Annotated in this window: 12 protein-coding genes; 1 reads left to right on the top strand and 11 read right to left on the bottom strand. The window is 72.6% G+C overall.

Annotated features, from left to right (window positions below; genetic code table 11):
* From JWP64_RS31160 to JWP64_RS31145, 4 genes are all read right to left on the bottom strand, one after another.
* Positions 1-877 (bottom strand): MmgE/PrpD family protein (locus JWP64_RS31160; protein ID WP_297504209.1); only part of this gene is annotated, 877 nt, incomplete at its 3' end.
* A gap of 115 nt (positions 878-992) precedes the next feature.
* The gene (locus JWP64_RS31155) at positions 993-2,231 is read right to left on the bottom strand and encodes a GAF domain-containing sensor histidine kinase (RefSeq protein ID WP_297504207.1); all 1,239 of its coding nucleotides are present in this window, start codon (positions 2,229-2,231) and stop codon (positions 993-995) included.
* 160 nt (positions 2,232-2,391) lie between these two features.
* Positions 2,392-3,762: an MFS transporter gene (locus JWP64_RS31150; protein ID WP_297504205.1), complete on the bottom strand. Its 1,371-nt coding sequence runs from the start codon at positions 3,760-3,762 to the stop codon at positions 2,392-2,394.
* Between the two features lie 179 nt (positions 3,763-3,941).
* On the bottom strand, positions 3,942-5,792 hold the full coding sequence (locus JWP64_RS31145; RefSeq protein WP_297504203.1) for an NAD(P)/FAD-dependent oxidoreductase: 1,851 nt from the start codon (positions 5,790-5,792) through the stop codon (positions 3,942-3,944).
* A gap of 248 nt (positions 5,793-6,040) precedes the next feature.
* Between JWP64_RS31145 and JWP64_RS31140 the strand changes: the two genes are divergently transcribed.
* Positions 6,041-7,846, top strand: a complete 1,806-nt coding sequence (locus tag JWP64_RS31140; protein ID WP_297504201.1) for an acyl-CoA dehydrogenase — start codon at positions 6,041-6,043, stop codon at positions 7,844-7,846.
* A gap of 50 nt (positions 7,847-7,896) precedes the next feature.
* Here JWP64_RS31140 and JWP64_RS31135 read toward each other — a convergent pair whose 3' ends face one another.
* The 7 genes from JWP64_RS31135 to JWP64_RS31105 form a co-directional block, all read right to left on the bottom strand.
* Positions 7,897-8,892, bottom strand: a complete 996-nt coding sequence (locus JWP64_RS31135) for a hypothetical protein (RefSeq protein ID WP_297504199.1) — start codon at positions 8,890-8,892, stop codon at positions 7,897-7,899.
* Entirely contained in the window at positions 8,889-9,449 is a 561-nt protein-coding gene (locus JWP64_RS31130; RefSeq protein WP_297504197.1) for a hypothetical protein, read from the bottom strand. The genes JWP64_RS31135 and JWP64_RS31130 overlap by 4 nt, the downstream gene beginning before the upstream one ends.
* A complete protein-coding gene (locus JWP64_RS31125; RefSeq protein ID WP_297504195.1) occupies positions 9,449-10,711 on the bottom strand; it encodes a phosphotransferase family protein in 1,263 nt (420 codons plus the stop codon). Before JWP64_RS31125 ends, JWP64_RS31130 begins: the two co-directional genes overlap by 1 nt.
* Positions 10,712-10,742: 31 nt before the next feature.
* On the bottom strand, positions 10,743-11,381 hold the full coding sequence (locus tag JWP64_RS31120) for a histidine phosphatase family protein (RefSeq protein WP_297504194.1): 639 nt from the start codon (positions 11,379-11,381) through the stop codon (positions 10,743-10,745).
* Positions 11,381-12,148, bottom strand: coding sequence for an SDR family NAD(P)-dependent oxidoreductase (locus tag JWP64_RS31115; protein WP_297504191.1), 768 nt, complete (start codon positions 12,146-12,148; stop codon positions 11,381-11,383). The genes JWP64_RS31120 and JWP64_RS31115 overlap by 1 nt, the downstream gene beginning before the upstream one ends.
* Positions 12,149-12,286: 138 nt before the next feature.
* Positions 12,287-12,940, bottom strand: a complete 654-nt coding sequence (locus JWP64_RS31110) for a response regulator transcription factor (RefSeq protein WP_297504190.1) — start codon at positions 12,938-12,940, stop codon at positions 12,287-12,289.
* The gene (locus JWP64_RS31105) at positions 12,937-14,409 is read right to left on the bottom strand and encodes a GAF domain-containing sensor histidine kinase (protein ID WP_297504188.1); all 1,473 of its coding nucleotides are present in this window, start codon (positions 14,407-14,409) and stop codon (positions 12,937-12,939) included. The genes JWP64_RS31110 and JWP64_RS31105 overlap by 4 nt, the downstream gene beginning before the upstream one ends.
* Between the last annotated feature and the right edge of the window lie 173 nt (positions 14,410-14,582).

Genomic DNA, 14,582 nt, shown 5'->3' with positions numbered 1-14,582 from the left:
TGGCGGCGTGCGTCCCGAAGCAGGACGGGTTGAGCTTGGGCAGCACGTCCCGGACGTGCCAGGGCTCGCCGAACCGGGTCGTCACCTCGGCGGTCCCCGACTCCCCGGACGCCGCGGCCACCAGGCCCTGGGAGCCGAACACCGCGTCGTCCCCGACGGTCATCCCCCGCACGGCCAACCGCGCGGCCCGCAGGCCGGACGCCGCGGCGCGGCCTGCGTGGTAGGGCTTGCCCATCGAGCCGAACATCGCCTTGAGGCCGGCAGCGTCAGTCGCGCCGAGACCGAGCGCCGCGCTCATCTGCGCCGGGTCCGCGCCCAGCAGCCGGGCCGCCCCCGCCGCGGCGCCGACGGTGCCGACGGTGCCCGTCGTGTGGAACCCGCGCGCGTAGTGCGAGGGCCACAGCAGCAGGCCGAGCCGTTCCTGCACCTCGTAGCCCGCGACGTAGGCCGTGACGAGGTCGCGCCCGGAGACGGCCCGGCCGCGACCGTGCTGCAACGCCGCCGCCGCGAACAGTGCGGCGACCAGCGGCGCCGACGGGTGCAGGCCCGAGCCGGGTGCGTAGTCGTCGTAGTCGAGGGCGTGCGCGGCGGTGCCGTTCACCAGCGCCGCCGCTCCGGGGTCGGCGCGGCCGCCGCCCCACAGGGCGGCGGACCCCGGCGTCGTCAGCTCCTCGCGGACCAGGCGCACGACGGGCTCGTCGACAGCGGCCACCGCCACCCCGAGCGTGTCGAGCACGGCCATGCCCACGAGCGCGACGACGTCCGCCGGGAGCTGGTCGAATCCGAGTCCTGCAGCCTGTTCGGCGAGCAGGGCGAGCGCGCCCGGGTCCCGCGTGCGGCTCTCGGCAGCGGTCCCGGCGGCGGTCTCGGCTGTCATCGGCGATCCCTCCCACGGCGGTGTGCGCGGTCAGTCAACGCTGCGCCGCACCCGCGAACGAGCGACGGAGGTCGCACGGGCTCGCGACAAACGTCGCGGCGCCCCCGGTCAGGAGTCAGCCGAGGGCGGCTGGCAGGCTCACCCGCACCCGGGTCCCGATCCCCCCGACGCCGGGCCCGAAGGTCAACAGCGCGCCGTGCCGCCCGGCCCGCTCGCGCATCGTCTCCATCCCGAAGTGCGCCCGGACCCCGGACGGCTCCCGCAGCCCCACACCGTCGTCGGTCACCTCGACCGCGAGCCCACCCTGGCCGTCGGCGAGCAGGTCCACGGCGACGGTTCGAGCCTGCGCGTGCTTGCCGACATTGTTCAAGGCCTCCTGGACCAGCCGGAACAGGTCGTCCTCGATCTGCGGGTCCAGGCTCAGCCGCTCGACGGCGGAGTGGACCTCGACCGTGAGCCCGGTCTTGCGTGCCGTCGACTCCGCGAGCACCTCGAGGGCCTGTACCAGTCCACGCCGTTGCAGCTCGACGGGGCGACGGCACTCGATGAGCGAGCGCATCTCACTGAGCGCCTCCTGCGCGAGCGTCCGCAGCTCGCGCAGCCCGGCCCCGAGCTCGGCCCGGTCGAGCTCGCCGGGCTCCCCCACCCGCAGCTCGAGGCCGCGGGCGTAGAGCGTGAGCGAGAAGATGGCCTGGCTGACCGAGTCGTGCATGTCCCGGGCGAGCCGCTGGCGCTCGCTCTCGGCCGCGCGCAGCTGCAGCTCCGCGGACATCCGGGAGTTGTCGACCGCGATCGCGGCGTGGTCGGCCATGACCTGTAGGAACTGCATGTCCTCCGCGGAGGGGTCGGTGCCCCCCGGGCTGAAGCCCGTCATGACGCCGATCGCGTCGCCCCGCACGATGAGCGGCACGGCGACGAAGGTGTCCCACTCGTTGTCCTGCACGATGTTCTGGGTCGGCGCCCAGCGAGGGTCGGCCAGCACCCTGGCCCGTGAGCCAGGGGCCACCATCGCGCGGCGCGCGCGGTACGCGTCCAGGGTGACCATCGGGGCGCCGTTGCGCCGGGCCTCCTCCACCCGCGTGGGGTAGTCGTCCGGCAGCCCGGAGCGCCCCACGTGGCGGAGGACCTCGGTGACCTCGTCCACCAGGATGATCGCGCAGGTCAGCAGGCCGGTCACCGCCCGCACCTCATAGGCCAGCCGATCCAGAACCGTGGTCAGCTCGGTCTCGCGAGCGATCACCGAGGCGGCCTCGGCGAACGCGGCGGTCTGGCGCGCCCAGCGCGCGGCCTGCTGCGGGCCGCCCGCCGCCGAGGGCTCGGGACCCACGGCGACGGTCGGTGCCGATCGCGTCATCGTCGGCGCTCCAGTCGGTCGTGGCTGCGGTGCCTGGTGAACCCACGGTAACTGCTCTCGGCGAGCCACGGTACGGGGGCGGCGGTGGACACCTCCACCGCCGCCCCCCTCCGCACACCTCAGGCGCCGTGGCGCCAGCCCACTCCCCCGGCCGGTGCCGTCAGTGCGCGGCCTCCTCGACCGGCGTGGGCGAGGATGTCGCAGTCGCCGCGGCCGGTTCCACACCCACCTCCGCGAGGTCCACGTCGTCGGTGCGGGGCATCATCAGCGCGCAGCCGATCGAGACGAGCAGGCCCAGCATGAGCATGCCGATGACCCACACGGGGCTGAACCCGCCGCCGATCAGCAGGGTGGCGAACAACGGGCCGAACCCACCGATGAGCGAAGCGACCTGGTAGCACAGCGAGGCACCGGTGTAGCGCATCGCGCTGGGGAACAGCTCGGAGAACAGTGCACCCAGCGGGGCGTAGCACAGCGAGTGGAACACGAACACCAGGCAGAAGCTGACCAGGATCAGCCCGTAGTTCCCCGAGCTCAGCAGCGGCCAGATCAGCAGGCAGTTGAGCGCCTGCAGGGTGAGCCCAGTCAGCAGGATCCGGCGGCGGCCGAACCGGTCGGTGAGCAGTCCTGCGAGCGGGATCCCCACGAACGAGACCGCGACGCCGATCATCGACGCGTTCACCATGGCCGACTTGGTCTGGCCGAGGTCGGACACCGCGTAGGACACGAAGAAACTGATCACGACCTGCTGGAGCATGAACGCCCCGGCGAACACCCCGGCCGCCTTGAGCACGGTCCCCGGGTACCGGGTGAACAGCGCCTTGATCGGCAGCTCCTGCTTCCGGGCGGGCTGCTCCTCCTGCAGCTTCACCATGACCGGGCTCTCGGTCACCTTGAACCGCATGTAGAGCGCAAGCACGAACAGCAGCGCGGTGATCCAGAACGGGACCCGCCAGCCCCAGCTCATGAAGCCGTCGCCGGAGACCGGAACCATGATCGCGTAGGCGACGAAGCCCAGCAGCACACCCGCCGACGCGCCGGTCAGCGTCGCGCTGCCCATCAGGCCGCGACGGCCGTCGGTGCTGTGCTCGGTCGTCATGACGACGGAGCCGCCCCACTCGCCGCCGACCGACACCCCCTGCAACAGCCGCAGCACGACGAGCAGGATCGGCGCGGCGTGGCCGATCTGGGCCGCCGTGGGCAGGCAGCCGATGAGGAAGGTGGCGGCGGCCATCATGATGATGGTTGCGATCAGGGTGCTCTTGCGGCCGACCCGGTCCCCGAAGTGTCCGAAGAGGATCGCGCCGATCGGCCGCGCCGCGTAGCCGATCGCCAGCGTGGCGAACGAGATCGCCAGACCCACGGCCGAGCTCACACCGGTGAAGAACAGCGGGGCGAGGACGAGCGCCGAGGCGGTCGAGTAAATGCTGAAGTCGTAGAACTCGATCGTCGCGCCGAGGAAGCTCGAGACCCAGACCCGGCGGGCTTGGGTCGACGAGGCCTCCGTGGCCTGCGCGTCAGGGTGATCCATGCCATTCTCCTTCGAAGGCCATGTCATCAGGCGCCTGGCGCCTGGAACACCGGATTTGTACAGGTCAGCAGTGGCCTGGACCACGGTTCGGCGAGATGTCGAGACGGATGTCGCGGGCGGGCGAGGCGTCTGTCGCGGACGGACGCGCTCCCCGTCTCTGGTCTCCCGCCGACACGGCGTCAGGCGCGGGCGGGGCCGGACATTCCGTCCATCCCCGCCATCGAGCCCTCGGCCCGCCACGAGCGCAACAGCTCGTAGTAGGCCAGGGCACCGTCGCCGTAGCGGGCGCCGGAGAAGAGGTCCTCGCCGGACTTGGCGTTGCCCTCGCCGTTGTAGTACCCGGGCGTGCAGTCGGCGTAGAACTGGAAGCTCGCCTTGTTCTTCTCCGAGTTGACGATCAGGTCCACGTACTCGTCCACCCCGGCGGATGCGGGCTCGACGCTGGAGAGACCTCGTTCGCGGCTCTCGGCGATGATGTAGGCGACGTGCAGGGCGAGCTCGTCGATCAGGTGCACCGCGTTCACGGCCATGGCGGTCTGCACGTCGCCGCCCACGAAGAACAGGTTGGGGAAGCCGTCCGTGCTCACCCCGTGCAGGGTCCGGACCTGGCCCTTCCAGTGCTCGGACAGGGCCGTGCCCCGGGCAGTGACGTCGAAGCCCGCCAGCCGGGTGTAGGGGATCGCCGCCTCGAAGCCGGTGGCGAAGATGAGGCAGTCGACCTCGTACTCGTCCTCACCGACGACGACGGCGGTCTCGGTGAACCCGGTGACCCCCTGGCCGTCGGTGTCCACCAGGGTCACGTTCTCCCGGTTGAAGGCGGGCAGGTAGTCGTCGTGGAAGCAGGGCCGCTTGCACCACCAGCGGTACCACGGGGTGAGCGCCGCGGCCGTGTCCGGGTCCTCGATGAGCTCGGCGACCCGCTCCCGGAAGCCGTTCATCACCTTGTAGTCGTTGATCTCGGCGAAGTAGAGCAGCTCCTCCGCCGTGGGCGTGCGGCCCAGGCGCTCGGCCAGCTGCGCGGCGGTCTCCGGGATGAGGACGTCGAGGGTCTTCGTCCAGCCGTCCCCGACCGGGTCCTCGTCCGGCCGCAGGCCGAGCAGGTAGGACTGGAAGTTCTCGCGACGGGCCCGCTGCCAGCCGGCACGGGACATGTCCACCCAGTCGGCCGGCGTCTCGCACTGCCCGCGCACCCCGACGGTCGACGGGGTGCGCTGGAAGACCACCAGCTCCTTGGCCCATTTCGCCACCTCGGGCACGATCTGGATCGCCGTGGCACCCGTGCCGATGATCCCGACGCGCTTGTCCTTCAGCTTGGTCAGGTCCGGCTGCGACGGGTCCCCGCCGGTGTAGCCGTAGTCCCAGCGGCTGGAGTGGAACGTGTGCGGGCGGAACACGTCGATGCCCGGCAGGTTCGGCAGCTTCGGCAGGCTCTGTCGCCCACACGCCAGCACCAGGTGGTCCGCGGTCAGCTCGTCGCCCCGGTCCGTGGTGAGGAACCAGCGCTGCTGGTCCTCCTGCCACTCGGCGCCGGTGATCGTCGTCTGGAACAGCGCCTTGTCGTAGAGCCCGTACGCCTTGCCGATCCGCTGGCTGTGCTCCAGCATCTCCGGCGCGTAGGAGTACCGGTGCCGCGGCGCGTAGTTGAGCTCCTCGAGCAGCGGCAGGTAGATGTGCGCCTCCAGGTCGCACATGGCCCCCGGATAGCGGTTCCAGTACCAGGTGCCGCCGAAGTCCGCGCCGATCTCGATGATCCGGATGTCGGCGACCCCGGCCTCGCGCAGCCGCGCGCCCATGACCAGCCCGCCGAAGCCGCCGCCCGCGACGATCACCGTCGTGTGGTCCCGGACGGGCTCACGGGTGAAGTTCGGGTCCGCCCAGGGGTCGGCGCCGAAGGCGGCGAACTTGCCGCCGGTGCCGACGTACTGGCCCTGCCCCTCGGGCCGAATGCGTTTGTCGCGCTCCTCGGCGTACTTCTGCTTGAGGGCCACCGGGTCGAAATCCAGCTGCCCGACAAGCGCGTCCTGCAACATCTTTGTTCCCTTCGCCGTGCGTGCCGGGGGGCCGAGGCCCCGACGTCGTCGTCGTGTGTGTCCTGACGGCCGTGACGGGGACCTCACCCGCACCGACAGTCAAGCGACCCGCCAGGGCGCGGCGTAGCGACCGGAGTCGCGTCCGACCGAGACATGCGTCGCGGCTCCACACGACCGCCGACGCTCGTCGGTCGCGCGCCGACCGTATTCACTCAGGCCGAACGACTACCCGGCCGACCGGAGTGACGATGACCGTCCCGACCAGCGCCCGGCTCCTGCTCTCCCGAGCGGACCTGGACTTCCAGCTCTACGACTGGCTCGACGTGGAGAGCCTGGTGAAGCGCGAGCGGTTCGCCGAGCACAGCCGCGAGACCTTCGACGACGTGCTCGACCTGTGCGCCACGATCGCCGCCGAGCGCTTCGCCCCGCACAACAAGCTCAACGACAGCCGTGAGCCCGAGTTCGTCGACGGGCGGGTGCGGCTGATCCCCGAGGTCCGGGCCGCGGTCGACGCCGTCGGCGAGGCGGGGATCGTCGGCGCCGGGATGGACGCGTCCGTCGGCGGTCTGCAACTGCCGCAGGCCGTGCAGACCGCCGCGTTCGCGCACTTCCAGGCGGCCAACATCGCCACCTGGGGCTACACGTTCCTCAGCGTCGCCAACGCGAACCTGCTGCTCGCCCACGGCTCGCCCGAACAGGTCGACACCTGGGTGCGCCCCATGGTCGAGGGCCGCTACCACGGCACCATGTGCCTGTCCGAGCCGCAGGCCGGCTCGTCGCTGTCGGACATCACGACGCGCGCCGAGCCGAGCGCCGACGGCACCTACCGGGTCTTCGGCAACAAGATGTGGATCTCCGCCGGGGACCACGAGCTGGGCGAGAACATCGTCCACCTGGTGCTGGCGAAGATCCCCGGCGGCCCCAAGGGCGTCAAGGGGATCTCGCAGTTCGTGGTACCGAAGTACCTGGTGGGGCCGGACGGCGCGATCGGCGAGCGCAACGATGTGACGCTGGCCGGGCTCAACCACAAGATGGGCTTCCGCGGCGTGACGAACACCCTGCTGAACTTCGGCGAGGGCGTCCACACCCCCGGCGGCGAGGCGGGGGCCGTCGGCTACCTGGTGGGCGAACCGCACCGCGACCTGACCTACATGTTCCACATGATGAACGAGGCCCGCGTCGGCGTGGGCGCCGGCGCCACCGCGCTGGGTTACACCGGCTACCTCAAGGCGCTGGACTACGCCCGCACCCGCACCCAGGGCAGGCTCCCGGACGGCAAGGACCCGGCCGCCGCGCAGGTCGCGCTGGTCGACCACGCGGACGTCCGGAGGATGCTGCTGGAGCAGAAGGCCGCCGTCGAGGGCGCGCTCGGGCTGGCCCTCTACTGCGGCAGGCTCCTCGACGAGGAGGCCACGGCCACCGACCCGGCCGAGCGGGAGCGGGCGGCCGCCCTGCTGGAGATCCTCACCCCGATCGCCAAAAGCTGGCCCTCGCAGTGGTGCCTGGCGGCCAACGACCTGGCCATCCAGGTCCACGGCGGCTACGGCTACACCCGCGAGTACGACGTGGAGCAGCACTACCGGGACAACCGGCTCAACCCCATCCACGAGGGGACGCACGGCATCCAGGGCATCGACCTGCTCGGCCGCAAGACCACGATGAACGGCGGCGCCGCGCTGACCGAGCTGGTCCGCACGATCTCGGCGACCGTCGAGCGGGCGGCGGGCGGGTCGGCGGACGACTTGGCGGTGGCGTTGCAGGCTGCGCTGGACCGGCTGGTCGAGGTCACCGCCACGCTCAACGCGGTGCCGGACCAGACCCTCCGGCTGGCGAACGCCTCGCTGTACCTGGAGGCCGTGGGCGACGTCGTGCTGGCCTGGATCTGGCTGGAGCAGTACCTCGCCACCGCGGACCGGGACGACGCGCTGCGGCGCGGCAAGCGCGAGGCGGCGCGGTTCTTCTTCCGGTACGACCTGCCGCGGGCCGAGCCGCGGTTCGCGCTGCTGGAGCAGCTCGACCGCACCACGCTGGACTTCGATCCCGCCGGGTTCTGACCCGGGCACGACGACGCCCCCGGGGCTCTCCCCGGGGGCGTCGTCACCGCTCAGGCGCGCAGGGTGCGCGGCCCGTCCGTCGGCCACATGCCGCGCTCGCGCACGGCCTCGTCGATCCGGTTGTTGTCCATGACGACGCCGTACCCGACGCGGTCGCCGAGGGTCCACTTCATCATGCTGTTCCAGGTCACGTTGCCCGCATACGCCGTCCACGGCCCGCCGACGTCCGGCGAGGCGTGCATCCGGTAGGTCTTCCCGCGCGTGTCGGTGACGGTCACGTCCAGGGTGAGCAGGACGGTCCCGAAGCGGGTGGCGGTGAAGCTGCCCTCGGTGATGCCGAAGAACTCGCCCTTGTCCAGCACGTACCCGTGGGAGACGGGGTTCGGCAGGCGCTCGCCGTTGTCCCGCGAGCCGCGCAGGTGGAAGCAGAGGTCGTCGCCGAAGTTGGCGTTGATCGAGTTCATCGGCCGGACGACCTCGGGCCGGGGGCCCCAGCTGCGGTCCATCCGCTCCAGGCAGTTCACCTCGTAGGTCTTGCCGCGCACGGTCAGCGTGCCGGTGATCCGCCCCGTCATGTCGTAGTGGCCCTTGTAGGCCGCGCCCGAGCTGGAGTTGGCGATCTGCTCGGCCGCCGTGGCCCCGGCCCGCGGGCTGAGCCGCGGGTCGTGGATGTCGAAGGGCTCCATGACGCCGTTCCAGTCCACGTGGATCTCTGTGTCGTCCGGCCCCACGTAGTCGATGCGGTGGTCCCGCGGCGGGTTGACCGCCTGCACCGACAGCCCCATGGGCGAGTCGATCTTCGACCAGCGCTCAGGGGCGGGCAGGTGCTGGCGGGCGTTGTAGTGCAACAGGTCCGCACGGGAGTCCGACACGGTGCCGAACACGTAGACGTCGTTGCTCATCACGCCCAGCTTCGGCCGGACGACGACGTAGACGTGCGCGAGCAGGTGCTCCTCGGGCACCGGGACCGGCAGGAAGTAGGTCTCAGCCCAGTCGTGGTCGGCGTCGTCGGGGGCCTGGTACTCCAGCTCCGCGGCCGTGATCATCGGGTCTCCTCTTCGGGTCGGGATGCGTGGACCGTGCTGAGAACGGACTCGAGGGCGGGCACGGCGGCGGCGTCGGTCTCCCACCCCTGGGGCAGGAACCACGCGCGGCGGGCGTCGAGCAGCGCCCCGGAGCGGTCGAGGACGGTGGCCTCGATCCGCCGGGCCGCGGGCGTGTCGCTGCGGCCGGCGGTGCGCACCAGGGCCGTCAGGGCTTGGGCCAGCCGGGCCGCGGACTCCTCCAGCGCGGACGTGGTCACCGCGGACCTGTCGTCGACCAGCGCCGCCAGCTCCCCGGCGAGGGAGGGCGAGACCTCGGCCGCGTCGTCCGCGACGGCCACGGCGACACCCCGGAAGTGCTCCGCCTCGAAGGCCGCGCGGGCGTGCAGGTGCGGCACCCGTTCGGCCAGCATGGCGAGCAGGCCGGACACGATCGTGGCCTGCTCCCTGGCCAGCGGGTGCTCCGGGTCCACCGCCGGTATGACGATCTCGTTCATCGCCGTGACCGCGGCGCGCAGGGCGGGGACGGTGTGGTCGAGCACCGGCGCAGGTCCGGACATCAGAGGTCGCCTCCGATCGAGGTGCGCAGCTCGGCGAGGATCGAGTAGACGACGCCCTCGAGCCAGGCGAGCAGCACGTCCTGGTGCGAGCGGCCGAGCCGGACGACCCGCTGGGCGGTGCCGAGGCTCGACGCGACGAGCTGGTAGGCGTTGAAGATCTGGTAGTAGCGCAGCCGGTCCGGGTCGACGGTCAGGCCGGACGCGGCCTCGTAGGCCGGGTAGAACTCGTCGAGCGGCACCAGACCCGAGACCAGCAGGCGCCCCTCGTCGTCGTGGTTCCCGAAGTGCGGCATGGTGATCCAGGCGAGGTCGCGGTGCCGGTCGCCGAGGTAGCCCCGCTCGACGTCGAGCCACGCGGTGATCCGGCGCTCGTCCTCGTCGAACATGAAGTTGCCCGCGCGGTAGTCGCCGTGGAGCAGGCTCACCCGGTCCACCACGGGCAGGTTGCGCTCCAGCCACGAGGCCGCGACCTCCAGGACCGGCAGGTCCTCCGCGCGGTCCTCCTCCCACACGCGGCGGGCCCGGTTGAGCTGCCAGAGCGCGCTCTGCGTGGTCCCGACTTCGGGCACGTCGAACGCGCTCAGGTCGGCGGTGATGTGGTCGACGGTGTGGATCCGGGCCAGGTGCTCGACGAACTGGGGCGCCAGCGCCCGGCGCAGCTCCGGGTAGAACGGGTTCCCGACGCCGGTGGCCCGGCCCCGCTCGACGGTCCGGGGCTTGGTCACCCCCTCGGCGAACGCGTACACCAGGGCGGGCTCCGGGAACCACTCGCCGGTCTGGTCCACCCAGTACACGCGGGGCACCGGGACAACCCCGGCGAGCGCGCGGAGCAGCTGGAACTCCCGGCGCCTGCTGGTCGCGTTGAGCCCTTCCTGGGGCTCCATGCGGACCACGAGGTCGCTGGTAGTGCGGCCCTGCTCGGGATCGTCCCAGGTCAGGCGGAAGGCCATCTGCAGCTTCGACGCGCCGCCCGCGAGCCAGCGCTGCCCGGAGACGGTGAAGTCGCCGTCGAGGGTATGGCGCAGGAAGCGGTCGAGGGCGGTGGCGAGGTCGTCGAGGCCGACCGGGCCGCGCCGCTCCGACCGGCGGTGGGCGAGCTTGCGGGACAGCATGTCGTCGTACTCGCGCTCGGTCGGGAACCGCGCGCGCATCTCGGCCGCGAACCCGTCGTCGGGTCGCATGCGGCGGGCCTCGTCGACGCCGCGCAGCAGGGCGAGCTCCGCGGCGCCGACGTCGGTGACGGGATGTCCGGTGAGGGTCACGTCTCCTCCGTTGGGGACGGTCGGGTGGATGTCATGCCTGCCCGGCGGGCACGGGCTGCCCCTGCTCTGCCCAGCGGGCACAGGACCAGCCGGTGTCCGGGTCGTACCGGAGCTCGATCGACCCGGTGTTGGGGACGGGATGGTCGGCCGCGAAGTGCCCGTCGACCTCGGGACAGAGGTCGAGGGTGACCAGCCGCATCGCGCCGCCGTGCGTCACGACGACGACCCGCCCGCCCGGTGACGCCTGTGCCACCCGCTCGATCTCGGCGCGGAAACGGGCGGTGACCTCGCGACCGCTCTCGCCGCCTGGCATCCGGTCGTCGCGGTCGCCGCGCATCCACTCCCCCAGCAGCCCCTGCAGCCGGGCCCAGTGCGCCGGGTCGGTCGAGCCCTCGAGATCGCCGACCTGGACCTCGTGCGCCCCGTCGAGGATGTCGACGGGCAGCCCGTGCGGGGCGGCGACGGCGGCGGCGGTCTCCTGGGCCCGGCGGGCCCGGCTGGCGTACACCGCGTCGAGCGGTGTCGCGGCGAGCTCGGCGGCCACCGCCTCGGCCTGTGCCCGGCCGGTCGCGTCCAGGCCGGGACCCGGCGGAGCCGAGTCCAGTGCCTGGGCGACGTTCGACGGCGTGCGCCCGTGCCGGACCAGCAGGACCGTGGTCGTCCCGGCCATCAGAAGGACGCCCGCCCGCCGGACAGGTCGAAGGTCATGCCCGTGGTGAACGAGCACTCCTCCGACACCATCCAGGCGATCATCGCGGCGGCCTCGTCCGGCTGTCCGACCCGCTTCATGGGGATGCGGGAGGCGGCCCACTCGGACACCTCCGGGGGCATGCTGTCCGCCCACGCCCGGTAGAGCGGGGTGTCGAACAGCGTGGGGGTCACGGCGTTGACCACGACCCCGGACTCGGCCAGCTCCCGGCCGAGAGTCTTGGTCAGCGCGAGCACCCCGGCCTTCGACGCGACGTAGCCTGCCTGGTTCGGGCTGCCGTCCTTCGCCGTCATCGACGAGACGTTGACGATCCGGCCGTAGCCGTTCGCCAGCAGGTGGGGGATGACCGCCCGGCACGTGTGGAACACCCCGGTGAGGTTGACGGCGAGCTCGCGGTGCCAGGTCTCCAGCGGGTAGTCCTGCACGACGCTGGTGCCGTCGGCGATCCCGGCTCCGTTGACCAGGATGTCCAGCCCGCCGAACGCGTCCGCGGCGGCTCCGGCGGCGGCCTGTACGGCCGCCCAGTCGGTGACGTCGACCCGGGCCAGGAGCGTCCGGTCCGCCGGGAGCTCCGGCCGGACCGCCTCGAGCGAGCGCTCGGAGACGTCCCAGACCGCCACGCGGGCGCCCGAGTCGAGCAGCCGGCGGACGACCGCCAGCCCGATGCCGCTGGCTCCGCCGGTCACGATGGCGGACCGTCCGGTGAGGTCGATGCGGTTGAGCTGCATGGCCCTTCTCCTCGTCGAGTGGTGGGTTCGGTGATCGAGTGAAACAGCGACGCGACCCGGCCGACAGGTCGGCGGTCTCGTCGGGCCGCGACGGATGACGCAGCCGGTTCCGGCCATCGACACAGCCGGATCCGCAGGTCAGGGGGCGGGCACGAGACCGACCTTGATCGCCCAGAGTGCGGCCTGCACCCGCGAGGCGAGACCGAGCTTGCCCAGCACGTGGCTCACGTGCGTGCGGGCCGTGCGCTCGCTGATCTCGAGCCGGTCCCCGATCTCGCGGTTCGAGCAGCCCGCGGCGATGAGCGCCAGCACCTCGCGCTCGCGGCCGGTGAGGTCGGTCATCGGCACCGGCTCCTTCATCGACCGGGCCAGCACCCGCGCCACCGCCGGGTCCAGCTGCACCTCGTCCCGGCGGGCGGCGCGGACGGCCGTGGCGACCTCGCGGGCGTCGGCGTCCTTGAGCAGGTAACCCGCCGCTCCCGCGTCGAGCGCGGCCAGCACGCGCTGGGACTCGGCGTAGCTGGTCAGCACGACGGACCGGACCGCGGGATGGAGCTCCCGGATCCGGGCGATCGTGGCGATGCCGTCCGGGCCGGGCATCATCAGGTCCATCAGCACCACGTCCGGCGGTGTCCCGGCATCGTGCAGGGCCGCCAGCTCGGCCAGGGCGGACGCCCCGTCGGGCGCCTCCCCCACCACCTCGATGTCGGTCTGGGTACCGAGGAACATGCGCAGCCCGCTGCGTACCACCTCGTGGTCGTCGACCACGAGGACCCGGATCGTCCCGCTCACCGGGCCACCCCACCGTCGGGCAGGACGTCCGGGATCCGGACCCGCACCGTGGTGCCGCCCGAGCGCACCGGGCGAACGGTCAGCTCACCGCCGTGCGCGAGCGCGCGCTCGGCCATGGTCGTCATGCCCAGGTGCGCGCCGCCGTCGCGGCCGGGCCGGAAGCCGCGGCCGTCGTCGGTGACCTCCACAACGACGTCCCGGGTGCCCGGCAGCCGATGGAACCCGACGGTGGCGGTGGCGGCGCCGGCGTGCTTGGCCACGTTGTGCAGGGCCTCGCACACGATCAGGAACAGGTCCTCCTCGACCAGCTCGCCGAGTGCGAGGGGCTCCTCCGGGCAGTCCACGGTGACCGACAGCCCCCCGGGGGCGCTCATCGCCTCGGCGTGCCCGCGCACGGCCGCGACCAGCCCGGCCTCGCGCAGCGCCTCCGGACGCCGGTGCAGGATCAGCGCGCGCATCTCCTTGAGCGCCGTCGCGGCCAGGCCGCGCAGCCCCGCGAGGCCGGACCGCACCGGCTCGGGGCTGTCCGCGGGCAGCAGCAGCTCGGTGGCCTGGACGTGCAGGTTCAGCGAGTAGAGCGCCTGGGTCACCGAGTCGTGCATGTCCCGGGCCAGCCTGCGGCGCTCGTCGCGCGCCGCCTGGATGCGCAGCCGGTCGAGCCGGCGCGAAGTCTCCACCGCGACCGCGGCCTGGTCCGCCATCGCGGTGAGGAAGCGCAGGTCCTCCGGCCCTGGCGTGGACCCGACCGGGTGGAAGCCCGCGAGCGCGCCGATGGCCTCCCCCTGCACCACCAGCGGCACGGCCACGTAGGTGTCCCACTCCGGGCCCCGGACGAGGTCGTACATGGGCGCCCACGCCGGGTCGTCCGCGATCCCGGCCCGGCACCCGTACCGGATCTGCACCTGCCTGCTGTCGTAGGCCCGCACGGTCAGCATGGCCGCACCGTTGTGCCGGCAGCGCTCCATCCGCTCCACGAAGTCCGGCGCCACCCCGGAGGTGCCCGCGTAGCGCCAGAGCCCTGTCGCCGGGTTCATCAGGACGATCGCGCAGTTCGCCATCCCGGAGGCCGTCCGCACCTCCTCGGCCAGCCGGTCGAGGACGACCTCGATCCGCGGCTCGCAGGCCACGAGGGCCGCCGCCCGGGCGAAGGCGGCCAGCTCCCGCTCGCGGCGGCCCACCTCGGGGACCTCGCGGAAGGTCACCGCGAACCCCACGCCGTCGACCGGGCGGCCCGAGTACTCCAGCGCGGGCTCGTCGAGCCTGCGCCGCACGCCGTCCAGGGACGAGAGGGGGAACGGCGACGGGCAGCCGACCGCGTGGTCCCCCAGGATCCCGCGGCCCCCCGTGTTGAGCCAGGCCGACCGGCCGGTCGGGTCGAGCACGGCCATCGCCTCGGTGCTCTCGGCGAGCAGCGCCTCGAGGACGAGGCCCTGCGGGAGCAGGGCGGTGTCCAGGGTTCGGATGGGCATCGGTGGCCTCTCGTCGTCGGTGTCAGCCGATGGGGGTCGCGGCGTCGGGCTCGGCCGCGCGGTCCGGCACGACCCGGTGCAGGTCGACCGACCGGGTCTCCCGCAGCGCGGCCACGCAGCCGAGGCTGATCAGAGCTCCGAGCGCCAGCAGAATGCTGAGCAGCATCGACCCG

The sequence above is a fragment of the Pseudonocardia sp. genome, from assembly GCF_025465255.1.
In the GTDB taxonomy this organism is placed as follows: domain Bacteria; phylum Actinomycetota; class Actinomycetes; order Mycobacteriales; family Pseudonocardiaceae; genus Pseudonocardia.
Note: the sequence above shows the minus strand (reverse complement) of the source record. Positions and strands in the feature narration are given on the sequence as shown.

Bases quoted from the DNA above. Each gene is read 5' to 3' on its own strand.
- JWP64_RS31155 (WP_297504207.1), bottom strand. From the start codon at position 2,231: ATGACGCGATCGGCACCGACCGTCGCCGTGGGTCCCGAGCCCTCGGCG.
- JWP64_RS31150 (WP_297504205.1), bottom strand. From the start codon at position 3,762: ATGGATCACCCTGACGCGCAGGCCACGGAGGCCTCGTCGACCCAAGCC.
- JWP64_RS31145 (WP_297504203.1), bottom strand. From the start codon at position 5,792: ATGTTGCAGGACGCGCTTGTCGGGCAGCTGGATTTCGACCCGGTGGCC.
- JWP64_RS31140 (WP_297504201.1), top strand. From the start codon at position 6,041: ATGACCGTCCCGACCAGCGCCCGGCTCCTGCTCTCCCGAGCGGACCTG.
- JWP64_RS31135 (WP_297504199.1), bottom strand. From the start codon at position 8,892: ATGATCACGGCCGCGGAGCTGGAGTACCAGGCCCCCGACGACGCCGAC.
- JWP64_RS31130 (WP_297504197.1), bottom strand. From the start codon at position 9,449: ATGTCCGGACCTGCGCCGGTGCTCGACCACACCGTCCCCGCCCTGCGC.
- JWP64_RS31120 (WP_297504194.1), bottom strand. From the start codon at position 11,381: ATGGCCGGGACGACCACGGTCCTGCTGGTCCGGCACGGGCGCACGCCG.
- JWP64_RS31115 (WP_297504191.1), bottom strand. From the start codon at position 12,148: ATGCAGCTCAACCGCATCGACCTCACCGGACGGTCCGCCATCGTGACC.
- JWP64_RS31105 (WP_297504188.1), bottom strand. From the start codon at position 14,409: ATGCCCATCCGAACCCTGGACACCGCCCTGCTCCCGCAGGGCCTCGTC.